General features: G+C 68.5%; 20 protein-coding genes and 1 riboswitch. Of the genes, 9 read left to right on the forward strand and 11 right to left on the reverse strand.

Annotated features, from left to right (window positions below):
• Positions 1–6 precede the first annotated feature (6 nt).
• The 7 genes from HWX08_RS24685 to HWX08_RS34635 all read right to left on the reverse strand — a co-directional run bounded on the left by HWX08_RS24685 (position 7) and on the right by HWX08_RS34635 (position 7,192).
• Positions 7–636 carry an NAD(P)H-binding protein gene (locus HWX08_RS24685; RefSeq protein ID WP_174921361.1) on the reverse strand — a complete coding sequence of 210 codons (630 nt, stop codon included), beginning with the start codon at positions 634–636 and terminating at the stop codon, positions 7–9.
• A 290-nt stretch (positions 637–926) separates the two neighbouring features.
• Positions 927–2,318: a dihydrolipoyl dehydrogenase gene (gene lpdA / locus HWX08_RS24690; RefSeq protein ID WP_174921362.1), complete on the reverse strand. Its 1,392-nt coding sequence runs from the start codon at positions 2,316–2,318 to the stop codon at positions 927–929.
• 5 nt (positions 2,319–2,323) lie between these two features.
• Positions 2,324–3,655, reverse strand: coding sequence for a dihydrolipoamide acetyltransferase family protein (locus HWX08_RS24695; protein ID WP_174921363.1), 1,332 nt, complete (start codon positions 3,653–3,655; stop codon positions 2,324–2,326).
• Between the two features lies 1 nt (position 3,656).
• Positions 3,657–4,697, reverse strand: coding sequence for an alpha-ketoacid dehydrogenase subunit beta (locus tag HWX08_RS24700; protein WP_069256246.1), 1,041 nt, complete (start codon positions 4,695–4,697; stop codon positions 3,657–3,659).
• A gap of 2 nt (positions 4,698–4,699) precedes the next feature.
• Entirely contained in the window at positions 4,700–5,932 is a 1,233-nt protein-coding gene (locus tag HWX08_RS24705) for a 3-methyl-2-oxobutanoate dehydrogenase (2-methylpropanoyl-transferring) subunit alpha (protein ID WP_069256245.1), read from the reverse strand.
• A 408-nt stretch (positions 5,933–6,340) separates the two neighbouring features.
• Positions 6,341–6,967: a flavin reductase family protein gene (locus HWX08_RS24710; RefSeq protein WP_069256244.1), complete on the reverse strand. Its 627-nt coding sequence runs from the start codon at positions 6,965–6,967 to the stop codon at positions 6,341–6,343.
• Between the two features lie 99 nt (positions 6,968–7,066).
• Positions 7,067–7,192: a hypothetical protein gene (locus HWX08_RS34635; protein ID WP_257785858.1), complete on the reverse strand. Its 126-nt coding sequence runs from the start codon at positions 7,190–7,192 to the stop codon at positions 7,067–7,069.
• A 660-nt stretch (positions 7,193–7,852) separates the two neighbouring features.
• Here HWX08_RS34635 and HWX08_RS24715 point away from each other — a divergent pair.
• The 7 genes from HWX08_RS24715 to HWX08_RS24745 all read left to right on the forward strand — a co-directional run bounded on the left by HWX08_RS24715 (position 7,853) and on the right by HWX08_RS24745 (position 15,156).
• Positions 7,853–8,878, forward strand: a complete 1,026-nt coding sequence (locus HWX08_RS24715; protein ID WP_174921364.1) for a LacI family DNA-binding transcriptional regulator — start codon at positions 7,853–7,855, stop codon at positions 8,876–8,878.
• Positions 8,879–8,945: 67 nt separating this feature from the next.
• Complete coding sequence (locus HWX08_RS24720; protein ID WP_069256242.1) at positions 8,946–9,974, forward strand: ABC transporter substrate-binding protein; 1,029 nt, start codon at positions 8,946–8,948, stop codon at positions 9,972–9,974.
• Positions 9,975–9,991: 17 nt separating this feature from the next.
• A complete protein-coding gene (locus HWX08_RS24725; protein WP_069256241.1) occupies positions 9,992–10,816 on the forward strand; it encodes an ABC transporter permease in 825 nt (274 codons plus the stop codon).
• Between the two features lie 10 nt (positions 10,817–10,826).
• Positions 10,827–11,729: an ABC transporter permease gene (locus HWX08_RS24730; RefSeq protein WP_174921365.1), complete on the forward strand. Its 903-nt coding sequence runs from the start codon at positions 10,827–10,829 to the stop codon at positions 11,727–11,729.
• Positions 11,730–11,761: 32 nt separating this feature from the next.
• Positions 11,762–12,793, forward strand: coding sequence for an ABC transporter ATP-binding protein (locus tag HWX08_RS24735; protein ID WP_174921366.1), 1,032 nt, complete (start codon positions 11,762–11,764; stop codon positions 12,791–12,793).
• Between the two features lie 39 nt (positions 12,794–12,832).
• Positions 12,833–13,657, forward strand: a complete 825-nt coding sequence (locus HWX08_RS24740; protein WP_107310050.1) for a phosphodiesterase — start codon at positions 12,833–12,835, stop codon at positions 13,655–13,657.
• A 299-nt stretch (positions 13,658–13,956) separates the two neighbouring features.
• On the forward strand, positions 13,957–15,156 hold the full coding sequence (locus tag HWX08_RS24745; RefSeq protein WP_069256237.1) for an MFS transporter: 1,200 nt from the start codon (positions 13,957–13,959) through the stop codon (positions 15,154–15,156).
• Positions 15,157–15,177: 21 nt separating this feature from the next.
• Here HWX08_RS24745 and HWX08_RS24750 read toward each other — a convergent pair whose 3' ends face one another.
• The 4 genes from HWX08_RS24750 to HWX08_RS24765 form a co-directional block, all read right to left on the reverse strand.
• Entirely contained in the window at positions 15,178–16,371 is a 1,194-nt protein-coding gene (locus HWX08_RS24750) for an EamA family transporter (RefSeq protein WP_069256236.1), read from the reverse strand.
• A 301-nt stretch (positions 16,372–16,672) separates the two neighbouring features.
• Positions 16,673–17,461, reverse strand: coding sequence for a molybdopterin-dependent oxidoreductase (locus HWX08_RS24755; RefSeq protein WP_069256235.1), 789 nt, complete (start codon positions 17,459–17,461; stop codon positions 16,673–16,675).
• A gap of 30 nt (positions 17,462–17,491) precedes the next feature.
• Positions 17,492–18,124, reverse strand: coding sequence for a cytochrome b/b6 domain-containing protein (locus tag HWX08_RS24760; RefSeq protein WP_069256234.1), 633 nt, complete (start codon positions 18,122–18,124; stop codon positions 17,492–17,494).
• Between the two features lie 106 nt (positions 18,125–18,230).
• The gene (locus HWX08_RS24765) at positions 18,231–18,509 is read right to left on the reverse strand and encodes a pentapeptide MXKDX repeat protein (protein ID WP_069256233.1); all 279 of its coding nucleotides are present in this window, start codon (positions 18,507–18,509) and stop codon (positions 18,231–18,233) included.
• A gap of 268 nt (positions 18,510–18,777) precedes the next feature.
• Positions 18,778–18,894: riboswitch (TPP riboswitch) on the forward strand.
• 123 nt (positions 18,895–19,017) lie between these two features.
• Between HWX08_RS24765 and thiC the strand changes: the two genes are divergently transcribed.
• Positions 19,018–20,949: a phosphomethylpyrimidine synthase ThiC gene (thiC, locus tag HWX08_RS24770; RefSeq protein WP_069256232.1), complete on the forward strand. Its 1,932-nt coding sequence runs from the start codon at positions 19,018–19,020 to the stop codon at positions 20,947–20,949.
• 252 nt (positions 20,950–21,201) lie between these two features.
• Positions 21,202–21,414 (forward strand): glycine zipper 2TM domain-containing protein, encoded by a 213-nt coding sequence (locus tag HWX08_RS24775; protein WP_069256231.1) that lies wholly within the window; start codon positions 21,202–21,204, stop codon positions 21,412–21,414.
• Positions 21,415–21,466: the final 52 nt, after the last annotated feature.

Here is a 21,466-nt window from a genome sequence, read left to right on the forward strand (position 1 = left end):
TTCGCGTCAGACGAGCCGCTCCGACGCAATGACCTGCACGCCCGGCCGCGCGTCGATCGCCGCGTCGAGCATCGCGCGGGCGATCCGCGACGCGGGATTCACGCGCCACTTCGCCGGCAACACGAGGCGCGCGACGTTCAGCGCGAACACCAGCAGCCGCTCGCCGAACCGGAATTCGTCGCGGCTGCCGCCGATCAGGCCGGGCCGTACATAGGTGAGCGACGCGAACCCGACGCCGGCGAGCGCCTGCTCGACTTCGCCCTTCACGCGGTTGTAGAAGATGCGCGACGCCGGGTTCGCGCCGAGTGCGGAATTCAGCACGTAAGCCGGTGTGCCGTGGCGGTGCGCGAGCCGCGCGACCGCGAGCGGATAGTCGTGGTCGACGCGCCGGAACGCCGCCTGCGAACCGGCGGTTCGCATCGTGGTGCCGAGCGTGCAGATCACCGCATCGGCATGCCACCAGTCGGCGGCGTCGGGCAGACGATCGAAATCGACCTCGATTGCGCGCATCTTCGGGTGCGGCGACAACGGCCGGCGCGCGAGGACGATCACCTGATCGACGCGCGCATCGGCGAGCGCGACTTCGAGGACGTATCGCCCGACGAGTCCGGTCGCGCCGACGAGCAGCAGTTTCATGTCCGGTTCTTCCGTGTGGAGCCTGCGTTGGCGGGCCCGAAGCGGCCCGGTTTCCGGCTATCGACATGATCGTCGGCGGACGCGGCGCCGACAACCCTCCTCTCGTCTCGAAAAATTACGAGCCTGTCAGGTGCCGGCCCGGGCAATCGAATGCGGCCCGGCTGGCGCGGCTCCTCCACCCGTTCCCGACCCCGCGCGCGGAGACGGGCGACCGGATCAGACCGGTTGCGGGATCGGCGCGCCGCCGTGGCGTGCGCAACGCACCGACGACGCCCTGTCAGGCCCGCCCGTCACACATGCAGCGCGTGTCCGAGCGCGCGCAACGCCGCTTCCTGAAGCGCTTCGCCGAGCGTCGGATGCGCATGGATCGTGCCGCCGATGTCTTCCAGACGCGCGCCCATCTCCAGCGACTGCGAGAACGCCGCGGCCAGTTCCGACACGCCGCGCCCGACCGCCTGCCAGCCGACGATCAGGTGATTGTCGCGCCGCGCGACGACGCGCACGAAGCCGTCGGTCGCCTGCAGCGTCATCGCGCGCCCGTTCGCCGCGAACGGGAACGACGCGCTCAGACAATCGACGCCGGCCGCGTGTGCATCGTCCGGCGACCAGCCGGCCGTCACGATCTCGGGATCGGTGAAGCACACGGCCGGAATCGACGCGGGCGTGAACGTGCGGCGCTTGCCGGCGATCAGCTCGGCCACCATCTCGCCTTGCGCCATCGCGCGATGCGCGAGCATCGGTTCGCCGGCGACGTCGCCGATCGCCCAGACGTTGCGCATCGAGGTCCGGCACGCGTCGTCGATCCGCAGCGCGCGGCCGTTGCGATCGAGCATCAGCGTCTCGAGCCCGAACCCGTCGACGCGCGGCCTGCGGCCGACGGCAACCAGCACGCGATCGGCCGGCAGCGTCTGCTCGGCGCCATCGGCGGCCTGCACGCGCACCGCGCCGTGCTCGTCCAGCCCGAGCACCGTGTGGCCGAGCCACGACCGCACGCCGAGGCGCGCGAGAGAATCGGCGACCGGTCGCACGAGTTCGGCATCGTACGCAGGCAACACGCGCTCCGCCGCTTCCACGACGCTCACGTCGACGCCGAGCTTGCGATAGACGATCCCGAGTTCGAGCCCGATGTACCCGGCCCCGACGACGACGAGCCGCTTCGGCAGCGTCGCGGGCGACAGCGCCTCGGTGGACGACACGACGTGCCCGCCGAACGGCATCGACGGCAGCGCGACCGGTTCGGAACCGGTCGCGAGCAACAGGTGCTCGCAGCCGATTCGCGTCGTGTGGCCGCCGGCCACGACGTCGACGGTCTTGCCGTCGACCACGTTCGCGTCGCCGTGCAGCACGCGCACGCCGTTCTTCTTGAGCAGCGCGCCGACGCCGCGCGTCAGCCGGTCGACGATACCGTCCTTCCACGCGACGCTTTTCGCGATGTCGATCTCCGGCGTGCGCACGCGAATCCCGAGCGCGCCGTCGCCCGCGTGGCCGCACGCCTGTTCGAATGCGTCGGCCACGTGGATCAGCGCCTTCGACGGAATGCAGCCGATGTTCAGGCACGTGCCGCCGAGCCGGTCGCGCTCGACGAGGACGGTCGGAATGCCGAGCTGGCCGGCGCGAATCGCGGCGACGTAGCCGCCCGGGCCGCCGCCGATCACGAGCAGCGTGGTGTGTTCGTTCTTCATCGGGCTCACTCCACGAACAGCAGCGCCGGGCGCTCGAGCACCGCGCGCACGGCCTGGATGAATTCGGCCGCGTCCGCCCCGTCGACGACGCGATGGTCGAACGACGACGACAGGTTCATCATCTTGCGCGCGACGACCGCGCCGTCGCGGATCATCGGCCGCTCGACGATCCGGTTCACGCCGACGATGGCGACCTCCGGATGATTGATGACCGGCGTCGACACGATGCCGCCGAGCGCGCCGAGGCTCGAAATCGTGATCGTCGAGCCGCTCAGTTCGTCGCGCTGCGCGCGGTTCGTGCGCACCGCGTCGGCGAGCCGCGCGATCTCGGCGGAGATCGCCCACACGTCGCGCGCTTCGGCATGACGCAGCACGGGCACCGTGAGGCCGCCGTCCGTCTGCGTCGCGACGCCCATGTGCACCGCACCGTGGCGCGTGACGACACCCGCTTCGTCGTCGAAGCGCGCATTGATCTGCGGAAAGTCGCGCAGCGCGATCACCATCGCGCGGATCAGCAGCGGCAGCGGCGTGAGCTTGCCGCGCGTGTCGCCGTAGCGGCGGTTCAGCTCCGTGCGCAGCGATTCGAGTTCGGTCACGTCGACTTCCTCGACGTAGCTGAAGTGCGGAATGCGGCGCTTCGCTTCCTGCATCTTGCGCGCGATCGCGCGCCGCAGGCCGATCACCGGTACGTCGGTTTCATCGTGGCGTTCGTCGTAGCCGCGCGGTTGCGACCCGCGCGTCGCACCGCCGCCGGTGCGCGCATACGCATCGAGATCCGCATGCAGGATTCGCCCTGCGTCACCGGTGCCGCGCACATAGCGCAGTTCGATGCCCATGTCCCACGCGCGCTGACGCACGGCCGGCGACGCGAGCGGCCGTTCGCCCGGCGCCAGCGCCGCGCGCGGCGGCGCTGCGTGCTCCGTGTGCTCGTCGGCATGCTTCGCACGACGCGGCTGCGCCGGTGCGTGCTTCGCAGCCGGCCTGGCCGACGATTCCGCCGGCGCGTCGGCCACCGCCTTCGACGGCGCTGCCGCGACCGGTGCGGTTTCTACCTTGGATTCCCGCACCGGTGCACCGGCCTTCAGGTTGCCGTCGCCTTCGACCTCGAGGCGAATCAGCTCGCTGCCGACCGCCATCATCTCGCCGATCCGGCCGCCGAGCTCGATGACCTTGCCCGTCACCGGCGACGGAATCTCGACCGCCGCCTTGTCCGTCATCACGTCGGCGAGCGGCTGGTCTTCGTTGATCGTCTGCCCGACTTCCACGTGCCAGGCCACCAGCTCGACCTCGGCAATCCCTTCGCCGATATCCGGCATCTTGATGACATGAATGCCCATCTCACGCCTCCATCACGCGTCGCAACGCTTCACCGACCCGGGCCGGCCCCGGAAAATACGCCCACTCCTGCGCATGCGGATACGGCGTGTCCCAGCCCGTCGTGCGCTCGACCGGCGCTTCGAGGTGGTAGAAGCAATGTTCCTGGACCAGCGACACCAGTTCCGCACCGAAACCGCAGGTGCGCGTCGCCTCGTGCACCACGACGCAGCGCCCGGTCTTGCGCACCGACGCGACGATCGTGTCGAGGTCGAGCGGCCACAGCGTGCGCAGGTCGATCACTTCCGCGTCGATGCCCGTCTCCTCGGCCGCGGCGAGCGATACATGCACCGTCGTGCCGTAGGTCAGCACCGTCACGTCGTTGCCGGGACGCACGATCGCAGCCGTATCCAGCGGCACCGTGTAGTAGCCCTCGGGCACCGCGCTCGCCGGATGCTTGAGCCACGACGTGACCGGCCGTTCGTGGTGGCCGTCGAACGGTCCGTTGTACAGCCGTTTCGGCTCGAGGAAGATCACCGGATCGTCGTTCTCGATCGATGCGATCAACAGCCCTTTCGCGTCGTACGGATTCGACGGCATGACCGTGCGCAGCCCGCACACCTGCGTGAACATCGCCTCCGGGCTCTGGCTGTGCGTCTGGCCGCCGTAGATGCCGCCGCCGCAGGGCATGCGGATCGTCATCGGCGCGGTGAACTGGCCGGCCGAGCGATAGCGCAGCCGCGCGCCTTCCGACACGATCTGGTCGGAGGCCGGGTAGAAATAGTCGGCGAACTGGATCTCGCACACCGGGCGCAGTCCGTACGCGCCCATCCCCACCGCCGCGCCGACGATCCCGCCTTCGGAGATCGGCGCATCGAACACGCGCGACTTGCCGTATTTGTTCTGCAGTCCTTCGGTACAGCGGAACACGCCGCCGAAGTAGCCGACGTCCTGCCCGAACACGACCACGTCGCCGTCGCGTCCGAGCATCACGTCCATCGCCGAGCGCAGCGCCTGGATCATCGTCATCGGCTGCGTTGCCGTGCCTGTCTCGTGTTGCGCCATGATCATGCTCCCAGTTCCTGGCGCTGACGGCGCAGGTGCGCGGGCAGCTCCTTGTACACGTCGTCGAACATCGACGCCGGCGACGGAATCCGGTCGTCGGCCAGCGTGCCGTATTTCTCCGCTTCCTTCTGCGCGGCGATCACCTCGGCCTCGAGCTCGGCCGTCAACGCGTCGTGCGCACGGTCCGACCAGATGCCCTTGACGATCAGGTGCCGCTTGAAGCGCTCGATCGGATCGCCGAGCGGGAAATGCGACCAGTCGTCGCTCGGCCGGTACTTGGTCGGATCGTCCGACGTCGAATGCGCGCCCGCGCGGTAGGTCACCCACTCGATCAGCGTCGGCCCGAGATTGCGGCGCGCGCGTTCGGCCGCCCAGCTCGACGCCGCGTAGATCGCGAGGAAGTCGTTGCCGTCCACGCGCAGCGACGCGATCCCGCAGCCCACGCCGCGCCCCGCGAACGTCGTGCCTTCGCCGCCCGCGATCGCCTGGAACGTCGAGATCGCCCACTGGTTGTTGACGACGTTCAGCACGACCGGCGCGCGATACACGTGCGCGAACGTGAGCGCGGTGTGGAAGTCGGCTTCGGCCGTCGCGCCGTCGCCGATCCACGCGGACGCGATCTTCGTGTCGCCCTTGATCGCCGACGCCATCGCCCAGCCGACCGCCTGGATGAACTGCGTCGCGAGGTTGCCGGAGATGGAGAAGAAGCCCGCTTCGCGGTCCGAGTACATCACCGGAAGCTGGCGGCCTTTGAGCGGGTCGCCTTCGTTCGACATCAGCTGGCAGATCATCCGCTCGAGCGGCACGTCGCGCGCGATCAGGATGCTCTGCTGCCGGTAGGTCGGGAAGCACATGTCGCCGTGGCGCAGCGCCATCGCGTGCGCGGTGCCGATCGCCTCTTCGCCGAGGCTCAACATGTAGAAGGAGATTTTCTTCTGACGCTGCGCGATCATCATGCGCGCGTCGAAAATGCGGGTCTTGAGCATCGCGCGCAGGCCGGCGATCAGCCGCGCATCGTCGAGCTCCGGCGCCCACGGGCCGACGGCCTTGCCGCTGTCGTCGAGCACGCGCACGAGGCTGCGGGCGAGATCGGCGGTGTCCGCCGCGGCAACGTCGATCGGCGGGCGGCGTACCGCGCCGGCCGGCGATAGATGCAGATAGGAAAAGTCCGTCTTGCAGCCCGGGCGCCCGGTGGGCTCCGGCACATGCAGACGCAATGGCTCTGACAGGCTCATCGTGTCGTCTCCACGCTCGATTGTGTCTCACGCTGATTGGGAACGCGCGACCGGTTGCCGGCCTGCGCGCGGGCTGGCGCGCGGATAAGCACGCCAACCTTGGAAATCTATGCGTTGTCGCGGCGGGCGTCGATGCCCAAGCCGCTCGTTCGTGGTGAGCAGATTTACCATGGCGCAGGTCGGCGGCACGCGACTGCGGCAGCCGGCGGCGGCGAAGGACGTGTTTGCTGCAGCGCATCGTCGTCGGGCCTGTGACGAGCGTCGGGCGTCCGGTGGCGGACGCATTGCGCGCTGCGAACCTGCGAGGGGTCGAAGCAAAAGACCCCGCGAGATCGTCGATCTGGGCGGGGTCTTTTCGGGCCGGGCGCGCGTGCGCCCGATGGCCGGCTTACCGCGGCGCGCGATCGGTCACGCGCCGGGACGAAAGAGGTCGAAGCGGCTGTCGGGCTTCACGTGCGCGTAGGCCGACGGGCCGCCCGCACGCAGAATGATGCCCGCGCCGAACGTGTCGAAGATGCCGTCCTTCAGCAAGTCGTGGCGGATATGGACCGCGATGACCTCCCCCAGCACCAGCGTGGCCGGCGTGTCGACGCCGCGATGATCGCGCAGCCGGATCACGTCGGTCACCTTGCATTCGAAGTTCACGCCGCTTTCCGCCACGCGCGGCACGTTGACCAGGCGCGACGAAAGCGCGGTCAGGCCGCCGAGGTCGAACTCGTTCACGTCGTACGGAACCGCTGCGCAGGTCTGGTTCATCTTTTCGGCAAGGTCGCGCGTCGCGAGGTTCCACACGAACTCGCCCGTTTCCTGCACGTTGCGCAGGCTGTCCTTCGCGGTGGTGCTCGAAAAGCCGATGATCGGCGGATGATAGTTGAACGCGTTGAAGAAGCTGTACGGCGCGAGGTTCAGCGTGCCGTCGCTGCCGCGGGAGGAAATCCAGCCGATCGGGCGCGGGCCGATGATCGCGTTCAACGGATCGTGCGGCAGGCCGTGGCCTTGCGACGGTTCGTAATAGTGATGGGTCGAGTCGGTCATGACGGGAGGGATTGCGAGAGGCGAACGATGAAGAAAGCGGTCGGCGGCACGCGTTGGCCGGGGGCGGCGCCGGCGTGCGGTGCAACGTGCGTGCCAGTATCACATGGCGCGGTTTTCGGCGCAGGCAAGCACATCGCGCGCCGCGCCGGCGTATCGCCGCGTGTGCGTGCGCCAAATAAAAAACCCGCGAGCGCTGCATTTCTCGCGGGTTTTTTTCGCCTTCATCGAATCGCATCGACGCAATCGATGGTGCCGGGGACCGGACTCGAACCGGCAAGCCAGTTAAGGCGGCGGATTTTCGTCACACTGCTTCTTTCGAAGCCGGCGTCGTTCGAGCGATGCCGTTCGTGCGCTGGACTATGCCTTCACCGTCGCGCGCGGGCGTGAGCTCTGCCCGTGCGCCTTAGGCGCCCCCCGTCTAGTCTCTACACCTTCCTCGCGGATGCCGCGAGGCTTGGCTCGGCGTTGCCTCGATGCGTGCATCAGGGGTTTCGCCGAATTTGAAGGGTTCTGCACCGACCGTTTCCGGCCGGGCACTCAAACTTTTAAGTCCGCTATGTTTACCAATTTCATCACCCCGGCAACAGGGCGGACGCGATTCTACCATTGCTTGCGCATGCGCTCCCTTATTCCGCGGCGCCGCATCGCGATACCGCGCCCCATCACACCGATTCATCTGCGGTAATCGACGCCGGCACCCCGCCGACGACGATTTCGTCCCGCGTCGCACCATCCCCGATACAATCGGGTTCGCGTCGTCCGACGGCCCGATCCGTCAGACGTTTGTGTCGTACTTCCTGCGAAACAAGCGTCGCCTGCGTCATCGCGAGGTCACAAACGTTTTCGATAATTTTCCTGCCGAAAACGTTTACATCGCATGAGTTCATGACCTCGACCATCAAGGACGTCGCTGCCCTCGCGGGCTTCTCGATCGCCACCGTCTCGCGCGCGATCAACGCCCCGCATACCGTCAGCCCCGCCACGCTGCAAACGATCCGCACCGCGATCGACACGCTGCAATTCCGCCCGAGCCCGCTCGGCCGGCAATTGCGCGGCGAGCGCACGCGGCTCGTCGGCGTCGTCGTGCCGACGCTGTCGAACCCCGTGTTCGCGGACTGCCTGCAAGGCATCGACGAGCTGGCGACCGCGGCCGGCTTCAAGCTGATCCTGATGACGACCGAATACGACGCGGCGCGCGAGCGTCATGCGATCGAGACACTGCGCGAGCAGCGCGTCGAAGGGCTGATCCTCACCGTCGCCGACGCGGATACGCACCCGCTGCTCGACATGCTCGACCACGACGGCCCGCACTACGTGCTGATGCACAACGACACGCAGCGCCGACCGTCGGTGTCGGTCGACAACCGCAGCGCCGCGTATGACGGCGTGCGGCTGCTGACCGCGCGCGGTCACCGCCGCGTGCTGATGCTGGCGGGTTCCCTCGCCGCGTCGGATCGGGCGCGCCAGCGCCATCTCGGCTATGCACAAGCGCTCGAGGAAAGCGGCGTGGCCACGCTGCCGCCGGTCGAAGTCGACTTCAACGCGCCCGAGTTGCCCGATGCGGTGCTCGCGCATCTCACCGCGCACGCGACGCGCCCGACCGCCCTCTTCTGCAGCAACGACCTGCTCGCGATGGTCGTGATGCGCGGCCTGCGCCGCGCGGGCTTCTCGATTCCCGACGACCTGTCGGTGCTCGGCTTCGACGGTATCGCCATCGGCGAACTGCTCGCGCCGCCGCTCGCGAGCGTCGCGACGCCGAACCGCGACATCGGCCGCCACGCATGGCGGCGTCTCGTCGAATGCATCGGCGGCGCGGCGATCGAACGCACGTCGCTGATCCTGCCGCACGCGGTGCGCGACGGCGCGACCGTCGCACTGCCCGCCGCCGACCTGCAATTGCGCAAGGCCTGAACGCGCGCCGCCTGCCCCGCACACCCCCCACGCCACCCAGCGCCTCACACTCGCCCGGAGACCCACCGTGTCCTTTCGCCTGACCTCGCTGCTGCGCGCGTTCGCCGCGCCGCTCGCCTGCGCCGCGCTCGTCGCCGGCGCGCCCGCCGCCCATGCCGACGAAACGGCGATCTGCTACAACTGCCCGCCCGAATGGGCCGACTGGGCCGCGCAGATCGCCGCGATCAAGCAGAAGACCGGCATTCGCGTGCCGTTCGACAACAAGAACTCGGGCCAGTCGATCGCGCAGCTGATCGCCGAGCAGAAGAGCCCGGTGGCCGACGTCGTGTACCTCGGCGTGTCGTCCGCGTTCCAGGCGAAGGACAAGGGCGTGATCGCGCCGTACAAGCCCGCGCACTGGAACGACATCCCCGCGAACCTGAAGGACCCGCAAGGCTACTGGTTCGCGATCCACTCGGGCACGCTCGGCTTCTTCGTGAACAAGGACGCGCTCGACGGCAAGCCGGTGCCGCGCTCGTGGGCCGATCTGCTGAAGCCCGAATACAAGGGCATGGTCGGTTATCTCGACCCGTCGAGCGCGTTCGTCGGCTATGCGGGCGCGGTCGCGGTGAACCAGGCGCTCGGCGGCAGCCTCGACAACTTCAAGCCGGCGCTCGACTGGTTCCGCAAGCTGAAGGCGAATGCGCCGATCGTGCCGAAGCAGACCGCGTACGCGCGCGTGCTGTCCGGCGAGATTCCGATCCTGCTCGACTACGACTTCGACGCGTATCGCGCGAAGTACAAGGACAACGCGAACGTCGAATTCGTGATTCCGAAGGAAGGCACGATCGCGGTGCCGTACGTGATGAGTCTCGTGAAAGGCGCGCCGCACGACGCGAACGGCAAGAAGGTGCTGGACTTCGTGCTGTCGGACGAAGGCCAGAAGCTGTGGGCCAGCGCGTACCTGCGCCCGGTGCGCGCACAGGCGCTCGGTGCGGACATCGCCGCGAAGTTCCTGCCGGCGAGCGACTATGCGCGCGCGAAGCCGGTCGACTTCGGCAAGATGGCGGCCGGCCAGCAGGCGTTCGGCCAGCAATACCTGCAGGTCATGCAGTAAGGCGCGGAACACAAGCGATGCTCGACCTGACTTTCCCGCTGCGCTGGCGCGTCGCGCTCGTCGCGCCGGCGCTCGCGGTGTTCGCCGCGTTCTGGCTGCTGCCGATGGCCTCGCTCGTGCAGGTCTCCGCCGACGGCGCGTTCTTCTCGCACTACGCGGCGCTGCTCGGCAATGCGCGTTACATGAAGAGTCTCGGCGAGACGGTCGCGCTGTCCGCGGGCGTCACGCTCGCGACACTCGCGCTGTCGACGATCTCCGGCCTGCTGCTCGCGCGCCGCGAATTCGCGGGCAAGCGCGTGCTGCTCGCGCTGCTCACGTTTCCGCTCGCGTTCCCGGGCGTCGTCGTCGGCTTCATGGTGATCATGCTCGCCGGGCGTCAGGGGCTGATCGGGATGCTGTCGGCGAAACTCACCGGCGACAAGTGGGTATTCGCGTACTCGGTGGCGGGCCTGTTCGTCGGCTACCTGTACTTCTCGATTCCGCGCGTGATCGTCACCGTGATCGCGGCCGCGTCGAAGCTCGACGCGTCGCTCGAGGAAGCCGCGCGCTCGCTCGGCGCATCGCCGTGGCGCATCTTCGTCGACATCGTGCTGCCCGCGCTCGCGCCGGGCCTGATCGCGGCCGGCGCGATCTGCTTCGCGACCGCGATGGGCGCGTTCGGTACCGCGTTCACGCTCGCCACCGACCTGAACGTGCTGCCGATGACGATCTATACCGAGTTCACGCTGAACGCGAACATCGCAACCGCGGCCGGCCTGTCGATCGTGCTCGGCATCGTCACGTGGGTCGTGCTCGCGCTCGCGCGCCGCTTCACCGGTCACACCGCCGCCGCCGCGGCCTGAGGATTCCCGCATGCCATCGCTTTCCGGTTCTTCCGCGCCGTCGCCGGCCCCCGCGCCGGCTTCCGTTCACGCCAGGCGCGCTGCCCGGCACGCGCCGCGCGTCGCGGGTGCGCGCGCGATCGCCGTGCTGCAATGGGGCATCACGCTGCTGCTGGGCGCGTTCCTGATCGTGCCCGTCGTGATGTCGGTGCTCGCAGGGCTGACCGTCAACTATTTCCGCGGGCTGTCGAGCGGCCTCACGCTGCGCTGGCTCGAACAGGTGTGGCAGCAATATCACGGCTCGGTCGCGCTGTCGCTGTACGTCGCGTTCGCGACGCTCGCGATCGTGCTCGCGATCGGCGTGCCGGCCGGCTATGCGCTCGCGCGCAGCCGGAGCCGGGTCGCACGCGCGATCGAGGAAGCGCTCGTGCTGCCGGTCGCGCTGCCCGGTCTCGCATCGGCGCTCGCGCTGCTGGTCGTGTACGGCGGCTTCACCGCGTTCCGGATGAGCCTGTGGTTCATCGTGGTCGGCCACGTCGTGTTCACGCTGCCGTTCATGGTGCGCGCGGTGGCAGCCGTCGCGGCCGGCGCCGACCTGCGCACGCTCGAGGAAGGCGCGGCGAGCCTCGGCGCGTCGTTCGTCACGCGCTTCGTGACGATCGTGCTGCCGAACCTGCGGCCCGGCATCGTCGCCGGCGCGCTCGCGGTGCTCACGCTGTCGATCGGCGAATTCAACCTCACGTGGATGCTGCATACGCCCGACACCAAGACGCTGCCGGTCGGGCTCGCCGATACGTACGCGTCGCTGCGCCTCGAAGTCGGCAGCGCGTACACGATCCTGTTCCTGCTGATGACGCTGCCGCTGCTCGTCGCGATGCAGTGGCTCGGCGTCGATCCTTCCGGCACGCGCGCGCTCAAGCAACGCCCGCGCTGAACCTGCGCTGAACCGCTGAACCATTCGCACACGTGAAACTCGATTCCACTCCCATCACCCTGACCGGCTGCGCGAAAACGTTCCGCGGCACGCGCGTGCTCGAACCGCTCGACCTGTCGATCGGCGCAGGCGAAACGCTCGTGCTGCTCGGCCCGTCGGGCTGCGGCAAGACCACGACGCTGCGCCTGATCGCCGGCCTCGACACGCCGGATGCCGGCGGCACGATCGCGTTCGGCGACGACGACGTCACCGCGCTGCCGATCGAGCGCCGGCAGGTCGGCATGGTGTTCCAGAACTACGCGCTGTTTCCGAACCTGACGGTGCGCGGCAACGTCGGCTACGGGCTGAAGATCCGCAAGACCGAGCCGCGCGCGCTGCGCGAGCGCGTCGACGAACTGCTCGCGATGATGCGGCTCGACGCGCATGCGGACAAACCGGTCGACCAGCTGTCGGGCGGCCAGCGCCAGCGGGTCGCGCTGGCACGCGCACTCGCGGTCCGCCCGCGCGTGCTGCTGCTCGACGAGCCGCTGACCGCGCTCGACGCGAAGCTGCGCGACGTGCTGCGCCGCGACATGAATGCGCTATTGCGCGAGCTCGGCGTGACGACCGTCTACGTGACGCACGACCAGGCCGAGGCGATGGAGCTCGGCGACCGGATCGTCGTGATGGGCGCGGGCCGCATCGAGCAGATCGGCACGCCGCGAGACATCTATTACCGGCCGGCGAACCGCACCGTCGCGCAGTTCATCGGCACGCTGAACCGGGTTGCGGGACAATGGCGCGACGGCGCGCTCGTGACGACGGGCGGCTCGATCGTCACGCCGCACGCCGCCGACGAGTGGTTCTTCCGGCCGGAGGACGCGCAGCTCGCCGATCCCGCGCATGCACCGCTGCGCGGCGCGATCGGCGCGTGCGCGTTTCTCGGCGAGCGCACGCGGCTCACGATCGAGCATGCGGCGCCCGACGCGCTCGTGATCGACGTGCCGGGCCGCATCGAGCTCGCGCGCGGCACGGCGGTCGGCATCGCGATCGACGCGCAAGGACTGATCGCACTCGCCGCGTAATACCGCCCCACGATAACCAGACAATTCCGAGGAACGACGATGCTGCTTGCTCAAATCAGCGACCTTCACATCAAGCGTCCGGGCCAGCTCGCGTACCGGCGCGTCGACACGGCCGCCGCGCTCGCGCGCTGCATCGCGAAGCTGAACGCGTTGGAGCCGCGCCCTGACGCGGTGCTCGTCACGGGCGACCTGACCGATTTCGGCCACGACGACGAATACCGCCATCTGCGCGACCTGCTCGCGCCGCTCGAGATTCCGTATTACCTGATGGTCGGCAATCACGACGATCGCGCGGGACTGCGCCGCGCGTTCGCCGATCGCCCCGAGCTGCACGACGGCGCGTTCGTGCAGTATGCGATCGACGTCGGCGCGGTGCGCGTGCTTGCGCTCGATTCGCAGGTGCCCGGCGCGAGCCACGGCGATCTGTGCGATGCGCGGCTTGCGTGGCTCGCCGCGCAACTGGACGCGGCGCGCGACCGGCCGGTGATCGTCGCGCTGCATCATCCGCCGTTCGCATCCGGGATCGGCCACATGGACGCGCTGCGCCTCGCGCCCGCCGCCGCCGCGAAACTCGATACGCTGCTGCGCGGCTACCCGAACGTCGAGCGCGTGCTGTGCGGGCACGTGCACCGGACGATGTTCACGCGCTTCGGCGGCACGCTCGCGTCGGCGGTGCCGGCGCCCGGGCACCAGGTGGCGTTCGACCTGCGCGCGGACGCACCGTCCGCGTTCCGGCTCGAGCCGCCCGCGTTCGCGGTGCATTTCCATGCGCCGGACGCGGGGATGACGTCCCATCACGTGTATGTGGACGAAGGCGACGGACCCTATCCGTTCTATGAACCGAGCGGGGAACTGGTCGACTGACCGTGCGCATCGGTCGCGCGTCGTGGGCGGCTCGGGCCGGGCGCGTTGCGGGACGGGTGGTCGCGACCGATAGCGGGCGCTCGCGGGCGGCGATGCCGCGAGCGCGGCTGTCTGCTGTCTGCTGTCTGCTGTCTGCTGTCTGCCTTCCGCCTTCCGGCCGCCCGGCTCCCTATCCGCCCGGCCGGCAGAATTCCCGGTGCTCGGGTATGATCGGCAGCCTCGATCGGCACCCAGGCCGCCCGCGCAACCGCCGTTGCGCCGCACGCCCGCGCGCCGCCCCACTCCGTTCCGTCGCAGCCATGTCCTCCGCCTCCACCGACCGCCCGACCGACGCCGTCTCGCCCCATTACTCGCGCAGCCTGCTGTTGCTGCTCGCGACGATCGCGGGGGTGTCGGTCGCGAACATCTACTACAACCAGCCGCTGCTCGACAGCTTCCGCTCGGCCTTTCCCGACGGCGCGTCCTGGATCGGCGCGGTGCCGACCGCCACGCAGCTCGGCTACGCGGCCGGGATGTTCCTGCTCGCGCCGCTCGGCGACCGCTTCGATCGGCGCGGGCTGATCCTGATGCAGATCGCGGGCCTGTCGATCGCGCTGATCGTCGCCGCGACCGCGCCGTCGCTGACGGTGCTCGCCGTCGCGAGCCTCGCGATCGGCGTGCTCGCGACGATCGCGCAGCAGGCCGTGCCGTTCGCGGCCGAGATCGCGCCGCCGGCCGAGCGCGGCCATGCGGTCGGTACCGTGATGAGCGGCCTGCTCCTCGGGATCCTGCTGGCGCGCACCGCGGCCGGCTTCGTCGCCGAATATTTCGGCTGGCGGGCCGTGTTCGGCGCGTCCGTGGCGGCGCTCGTCGCGCTGGCCGCGGTGATCGTGCTGCGGCTGCCGCGCAGCACGCCGACATCGACGCTGTCATACGGCAAGCTGCTCGGCTCGATGTGGCATCTGGCGGTCGAACTGCGCGGGCTGCGCGAGGCGTCGCTGACGGGTGCCGCGCTGTTCGCGGCGTTCAGCGCGTTCTGGCCGGTGCTCACGCTGCTGCTGGCCGGCGCGCCGTTCCATCTCGGCCCGCAGGCCGCGGGGCTCTTCGGCATCGTCGGCGCGGCCGGCGCGCTGGCCGCCCCGTACGCAGGCCGTTTCGCCGACAAGCGCGGCCCGCGCACGATCATCTCGCTCGCGATCGCGCTGCTCGCGGCGTCGTTCGTGATTTTCGCGCTGTCGGGGACGAGCCTCGTCGGGCTCGTGATCGGCGTGATCGTGCTGGATGTCGGCGTGCAGGCCGCGCAGATCTCGAACCAGTCGCGCATTTACGCGCTGAAGCCCGACGCGCGCAGCCGCGTGAACACCGTGTACATGGTGTGCTACTTCATCGGCGGCGCGCTCGGCTCGTCGGCCGGCGTCGCCGCGTGGCACGCATTCGGCTGGATCGGCATGTGCGCGGCCGGCCTCGTCTTTACCGCGCTCGCCGGTTGGTCCCACTACCGCGGCGCACGACGCGGCTGAACCCGGCCGGACGCGCCGGCGTCACGCGTTCGCGCGCGATGCGGCCGGTTCGTCGGCCGGCGGCGGCGCGAATGCCTGCGCGGGATCCATGACCGCGGCCGGGTCCACGACGGCGCCGGGCGCCGGCACGGCAAGCGGTACGGCGGAAGGCGTAAGGATCGGCGCGGGATCGGGCATCGCGGACTGATCCGCTGCGGCTGCCGGCATCGCTGCCGGCACCGCGTCCGATTCGGCGGTGGCGCCGGCCACCGCTGACGAAGCGTCGGCCGCCGCGGACGGCGCAGGCCGGCGGGCCGGATCGAACAGGAACGACAACCCGACGCTGCCGAGGATCGCGACGGTCGCGACCACGGTCGCCGTCGTCACCGGTTCGCCGAGTATCAACGCGCCGAGCGCGACCGCGACGATCGGGTTCACGTACATGCAGCTGCTCGCGATGATGGGGCTCGTATGGCGGATCAGGTAGCCGTACGCGACATACGCGGCCATCGTGCAGAACACCATCAGGTACAGGAACGCGAACACGGGCCCCACCGCGACCTGCTCGATGCGCTCGCCCATCAGCCATGCGGCGAGCGTGGACAGCAGGCCGCCGAGCCCGATCTGCAGCGACGTCGACAGGAACAGGTCCGACGGCAGCTTGAGCCGCGTCGCAAGATGCGCGCCGCCCGCCCAGAACAGCGCGCCGGCCAGCACGCAGATCGTGCCGAGCGCCGAGTTCGCGGCGCCCGCGCCGCCCGAGTTCAGCACGACGATGCCGACCATCCCGAGCGCGACGGCCGCCCACTCGCCCTTCGTCACCGGCCGGCCGGCGACCGCCGCGATCACGGTCGCGAACAGCGGCACCGTGGCGACCATCACCGCGGCCGAGCCGCTGCTGACGGTCCGCATCCCGAGCGCGATCGTGCCCGACGACAGCGCGACCAGCATCGTGCCGACGATCGCCGAATTGCGGATTTCCAGCAGCGTGGGCCATTCGGGCTTGCGCCGCAGCGCGAAGATGAACAGGCCGATGCCGCCCAGCAGGTTGCGCAGCCCCGACAACAGCAGCGGCGGGAACGACTGCAGCGCGAAATGCAGCCCGCTGTACGTCGAACCCCAGACGAAATAGATGAACACGAGGGCCAGTGCGACGCGGCCGCCGCGGCTTTGCGGCAGGCGGATCCGGATCGGCAGGCGGGCGAGGAAATCGAGAAGGCGGTCGAGCGGGGTCATCGTTCGGAGCCCCCGGCAACCCGCCGCGGATGCGGGCGGGACAAACCGGCGAGGCCGGCAAGTACGCCGACCGGGACCGGAGCGGCGAACAAAGACGTGCGGAACGACATGACGGTGCGAACGGCGACGAAAAGCGGACCCGGGCGATCCGGCCACGGACGGACAAAAAAAGCGTGCGTGGCCATGCCGGCCACGCACGTCGAGCATTATGCATTAAGGATTCGAAAGGCGACCGCAGACCTCGCTGAAAGGCTGGCGACTGACGTTTCGGCACGACACCCGGCGCCCCGCGTGGCCCGCGTCACGATCCGCCGAACCAGTTGTATCCCTGATCGACCCAATAGCCGCCCGGAAAAGTGTCGGTCACGAAGATTTCCATGATGTGCTTCGGATTCTTGTAGCCGAGCTTGGTCGGCATCCGCAGCTTCATCGGAAAACCGAACTCCGGCGGCAGACGATGGCCGTCGTAATCGAATGCGAGCAGCGTCTGCGGATGCAGCGCGGTCGGCATGTCGATGCTTTCGTAGTAATCGTCCGCGCACTTGAAGCCGACGTACTTCGCGTGCGTATCGGCGCCCGCCCTTGCGAGGAACGCGCCGAACGGCGTGCCGCCCCAGCGGCCGATCGCGCTCCACCCTTCCACGCAGATGTGCCGCGTGATCTGCTCCGCGTGCGGCAGCGCGTACAGTTCGTCGAGCGTCCACACGCGCTTGCCCGTCACTCGGCCCGACAGCACGAGCCGGTACGTCGATGCGTCGACGTGCGGCACGTCGTCGATGCCGTAGTACGCGTTGAACGGGAACGGCCGCGTGATGTCGGCTTCGGTGTAGGTCGGCGCAAGCCGCTCGCCGCTGAAGAGCCAGGCCTGCACGCGGTCGTTCATCCGCGACACGCGTTCGAGAAACGTGTTGACCGATGCATCGTCGTGCAGCGTGCAACCGGTCAGCATCGTCAGGCCGCCGAGCGTCAGGATGCGCCGATTGAACAGCCGCCGCGACGGCATCTCCAGCTCGCGACGCACGTCGATTTCGAGCGACTTGCGGTCGAGCGCCCAGCGCGAACCGTCGCGCTTGATTTCGGATTCCGACATGATGATTTCCTTTGTCCGGGATTCGCCGGATCAGCGGCCGCGCAGCATCGCGAGCAGCGAGCGCGGCACGAGCAGCGCCATTCCGACGTGCACGACGAAAAACGCGACCAGCAGCGACATCGCCCAGAAATGCACGACGCGTGCGTTGTCGTAACCGCCGAACAGTTCGCGCAGCAGCGGAAACTGCACCGACTTCCAGATCGTCAGCCCGGAGAGCACCAGCAGGATCAGATCGACGATCGCGATCAGGTACGCGGCACGCTGTACCGCGTTGTAGACGCTCAGATCGTCGTGCGCGAGGTGCCCGCGCAACGCGGCGCGCACGTCGCGCCACACCGACGCCGGCGTGACGGGCAGCATCTTGCGCGCGAGGCGTCCGGTCGCGATTGCCATCGTCAGATAGAACAGCCCGTTGGCGACAAGCAGCCACATCGCCGCAAAATGCCATTGCAGCGCGCCGCCGAGCCAGCCGCCGAGCGTGATGCCGTGCGCAAACGTGAACGACGGATAGATCGGCGACGCGTCGTAGATGCGCCAGCCCGACAGCGCCATCAGGATCGCCGCGAGCGCGTTGAGCCAGTGGCTCGCGCGCACCCACAACGGATGAATCGGGCGCGCGGGCGGCGCGGCGGGCGCGCGGTTCGTGGCGGGGACGGTTTGCATGATGAGGACTCCCGAAACGGGTCGAAGAAACGCAACGCGACGACACGGGACGCGGGCGGCCGGCCGTGTCGCGGATAACACGCGCCGGCCGCCCGCGCCCGCGCCGTCAGTTGGACGGCGCCATCTTGTCGCCCGACGACTTGCCCATCGCGTCGTGCGACATCGCGTCCTTCTTCATCGTATGCTTTTTCATCGCGCCTTTCTTCATCGCGCCATCCTTCGCCATCGCATCGTGGCCCATTGCGTCTTTTGCCATCGCGTCGTGGCCCATCGCGTCTTTCGACATCGACGAACCGTTTTGGGACATCGCGTCGTTCTGCGCATACGCGCCTGTTGCAAGCGTGGCGAAAGCGGCGACACAGGCTGCGATCAGTACGTTTTTCATGATTACTCTCCGAAACATGGGTTTGAGGAGCCCAATAGACGGACGACGTCGCGAGAAATGACAGCCGGCCCGAAAATATTTTTTGGCCGGCCGGGCGCCGCCCCGATGCTGCACTGCTGCGCCGCCGCCGGCCGCGCTGCCGGCGCGAGCGGCGGCGATCGATGATGCGGTGCACCGCCGGCACGCAGCGCCGGCGCGCCCAGGCCCGTCCCGGCGAACCGCCGCGCTACCGGTTGAAACCGCCGCAAAGCCGGTGTATCGTGTGCCCTTGCTAACGCGGGGGTCCTGCGATGCGTTCGGTCGAACGACCGGCATTGCGGGTGAGAAATACCCTTTGAACCTGATCTGGATAATGCCAGCGCAGGGAAGCGTACGGATTCCGCCGCCATCCTTCTGACGAATCCGCCGCCTCACCAAACCTCGTCTCCTGCTTAGCTCGAGCCCCACATTCGTCAAGGGCTCCGGGCAAGCGCCGCAGCGCGTGTCCGGCGCTCACACAGGAGATTGCATGAACGCCAATCCGAAGTTTCTGTCCGCCGACGCTCATGTCGATGCCGCGGCCGTCGCCCCGCTGCCGAATTCCCGCAAGGTCTACGTCACCGGCTCGCAGCCCGACATCCGCGTGCCGATGCGTGAAATCACGCAGGCCGACACGCCGACCGGCTTCGGCGGCGAGAAGAATCCGCCGATCTACGTGTACGACACGTCGGGCCCCTATACCGACCCGGACGCGAAGATCGACATCCGCGCGGGCCTGCCCGCGTTGCGCCAGGGGTGGATCGACGCGCGCGGCGACACCGAGGTACTCGACGGCCTGTCGAGCCGGTACGGCCTCGAGCGCGCGGCCGACCCGGCCACCGCCGACCTGCGTTTCCCGGGCCTGCACCGCAACCCGCGCCGCGCGCGGGCCGGCAAGAACGTCACGCAGATGCACTATGCGCGCCAGGGCATCATCACGCCGGAAATGGAATTCATCGCGATCCGCGAGAACCAGCGCCGCGCCGAGTACCTCGAGAGCCTGAAGGCGAGCGGCCCGAACGGCGCGAAGCTCGCCGCGATGATGGGCCGCCAGCACCCGGGCCAGGCGTTCGGCGCCGCGGCCTTCGGCGCGAACGCGCCCACCGAGATCACGCCGGAATTCGTGCGCTCGGAAGTGGCGTGCGGCCGCGCGATCATCCCCGCGAACATCAACCACCCGGAATCGGAGCCGATGATCATCGGCCGCAACTTCCTCGTGAAGATCAACGCGAACATCGGCAACTCGGCCGTTACGTCGTCGATCGGCGAGGAAGTCGACAAGATGACGTGGGCGATCCGCTGGGGCGGCGACACGGTGATGGACCTGTCGACCGGCAAGCACATCCACGAAACGCGCGAGTGGATCATCCGCAACAGCCCGGTGCCGATCGGCACGGTGCCGATCTACCAGGCGCTCGAAAAGGTCAACGGCAAGGCCGAGGACCTGACCTGGGAAATCTTCCGCGACACGCTGATCGAGCAGGCCGAGCAAGGCGTCGACTACTTCACGATCCACGCGGGCGTGCGCCTGCAGTACGTGCCGCTCACCGCGAACCGGATGACGGGCATCGTGTCGCGCGGCGGTTCGATCATGGCGAAGTGGTGCCTCGCGCATCACAAGGAAAGCTTCCTGTACGAACACTTCGAAGAGATCTGCGAGATCATGAAGGCGTACGACGTGAGCTTCTCGCTCGGCGACGGCCTGCGCCCCGGCTCGATCTACGACGCGAACGACGAAGCGCAGCTCGGCGAGCTGAAAACACTCGGCGAGCTCACGCAGATCGCATGGAAGCACGACGTGCAGGTGATGATCGAAGGCCCGGGCCACGTGCCGATGCAACTGATCAAGGAGAACATGGATCTCCAGCTCGACTGGTGCAAGGAAGCGCCGTTTTACACGCTCGGGCCGCTGACCACCGACATCGCGCCGGGCTACGACCACATCACGTCGGGCATCGGCGCCGCGATGATCGGCTGGTTCGGCACCGCGATGCTGTGCTACGTGACGCCGAAGGAGCACCTGGGCCTGCCGAACAAGGACGACGTGAAGGAAGGGATCATCACGTACAAGCTCGCCGCGCATGCGGCCGACCTGGCCAAGGGCCATCCGGGCGCGCAGGTCCGCGACAACGCGCTGTCCAAGGCGCGCTTCGAGTTCCGCTGGGAAGACCAGTTCAACATCGGCCTCGACCCGGACAAGGCGCGCGAATTCCACGACGAAACGCTGCCGAAGGATTCGGCGAAGGTCGCGCACTTCTGCTCGATGTGCGGCCCGCACTTCTGCTCGATGAAGATCACACAGGACGTGCGTGAGTTTGCGGCGCAGCAGGGTGTGTCGGAAACCGAAGCGCTGAAGAAGGGGATGGAAGTCAAGGCGGTCGAATTCGTCAAGACCGGCGCCGAGATCTATCACCGTCAGTAAGCGCATGCGGCGATCCGCGCCGGATCGCCTCGCGATGCGATCGACGAAGCCCGCTTTCGAGCGGGCTTTTTTGCGCCAGCATCGCGCGTGCCCGCGCCTGCAAACGAAACAATTGATTACGAAACCCCGAGAGCCTTAACAAGTCCTTACAGCGGCGTTCCGGCACGGCGAGTAGATTGGTTTCATGCGCGGCCGCCTGCCGGTTGCGCGCTTCTCGTTCACTTTCCGTTCACTACCACAAGGACAACGATCATGAATACGATTCGGCGTTTTGGGGTATACGCTCTCCTCGTCGCGACGGTAGCCAGCCTGTCTGCCTGCGATTCGATGTCGCGACGCCAGCGCGATACGGCCATCGGCGCGGGCGTCGGCGGTGTCGCCGGCGCGGCGATCGGCGGCAGCGCGTTGTCGACGCTCGGCGGTGCGGCGGCCGGCGGCATCATCGGCAACCAGGTCGGCAAGTAACCACGCGCGGCATTTGCCCGGCGCGCACCCGTCGCCCGACACGGCGCGGGAG

Source organism: Burkholderia metallica, from assembly GCF_902832845.1.
GTDB lineage: Bacteria > Pseudomonadota > Gammaproteobacteria > Burkholderiales > Burkholderiaceae > Burkholderia > Burkholderia metallica.

What these genes read in the sequence shown, in the direction of transcription:
- HWX08_RS24685 (WP_174921361.1), bottom strand. Translation starts at nt 636, where the DNA reads ATGAAACTGCTGCTCGTCGGCGCGACCGGACTCGTCGGGCGATACGTC.
- lpdA (WP_174921362.1), bottom strand. Translation starts at nt 2,318, where the DNA reads ATGAAGAACGAACACACCACGCTGCTCGTGATCGGCGGCGGCCCGGGC.
- HWX08_RS24695 (WP_174921363.1), bottom strand. Translation starts at nt 3,655, where the DNA reads ATGGGCATTCATGTCATCAAGATGCCGGATATCGGCGAAGGGATTGCC.
- HWX08_RS24700 (WP_069256246.1), bottom strand. Translation starts at nt 4,697, where the DNA reads ATGGCGCAACACGAGACAGGCACGGCAACGCAGCCGATGACGATGATC.
- HWX08_RS24705 (WP_069256245.1), bottom strand. Translation starts at nt 5,932, where the DNA reads ATGAGCCTGTCAGAGCCATTGCGTCTGCATGTGCCGGAGCCCACCGGG.
- HWX08_RS24710 (WP_069256244.1), bottom strand. Translation starts at nt 6,967, where the DNA reads ATGACCGACTCGACCCATCACTATTACGAACCGTCGCAAGGCCACGGC.
- HWX08_RS34635 (WP_257785858.1), bottom strand. Translation starts at nt 7,192, where the DNA reads ATGAAGGCGAAAAAAACCCGCGAGAAATGCAGCGCTCGCGGGTTTTTT.
- HWX08_RS24715 (WP_174921364.1), top strand. Translation starts at nt 7,853, where the DNA reads ATGACCTCGACCATCAAGGACGTCGCTGCCCTCGCGGGCTTCTCGATC.
- HWX08_RS24725 (WP_069256241.1), top strand. Translation starts at nt 9,992, where the DNA reads ATGCTCGACCTGACTTTCCCGCTGCGCTGGCGCGTCGCGCTCGTCGCG.
- HWX08_RS24730 (WP_174921365.1), top strand. Translation starts at nt 10,827, where the DNA reads ATGCCATCGCTTTCCGGTTCTTCCGCGCCGTCGCCGGCCCCCGCGCCG.
- HWX08_RS24740 (WP_107310050.1), top strand. Translation starts at nt 12,833, where the DNA reads ATGCTGCTTGCTCAAATCAGCGACCTTCACATCAAGCGTCCGGGCCAG.
- HWX08_RS24745 (WP_069256237.1), top strand. Translation starts at nt 13,957, where the DNA reads ATGTCCTCCGCCTCCACCGACCGCCCGACCGACGCCGTCTCGCCCCAT.
- HWX08_RS24750 (WP_069256236.1), bottom strand. Translation starts at nt 16,371, where the DNA reads ATGACCCCGCTCGACCGCCTTCTCGATTTCCTCGCCCGCCTGCCGATC.
- HWX08_RS24755 (WP_069256235.1), bottom strand. Translation starts at nt 17,461, where the DNA reads ATGTCGGAATCCGAAATCAAGCGCGACGGTTCGCGCTGGGCGCTCGAC.
- HWX08_RS24760 (WP_069256234.1), bottom strand. Translation starts at nt 18,124, where the DNA reads ATGCAAACCGTCCCCGCCACGAACCGCGCGCCCGCCGCGCCGCCCGCG.
- HWX08_RS24765 (WP_069256233.1), bottom strand. Translation starts at nt 18,509, where the DNA reads ATGAAAAACGTACTGATCGCAGCCTGTGTCGCCGCTTTCGCCACGCTT.
- thiC (WP_069256232.1), top strand. Translation starts at nt 19,018, where the DNA reads ATGAACGCCAATCCGAAGTTTCTGTCCGCCGACGCTCATGTCGATGCC.
- HWX08_RS24775 (WP_069256231.1), top strand. Translation starts at nt 21,202, where the DNA reads ATGAATACGATTCGGCGTTTTGGGGTATACGCTCTCCTCGTCGCGACG.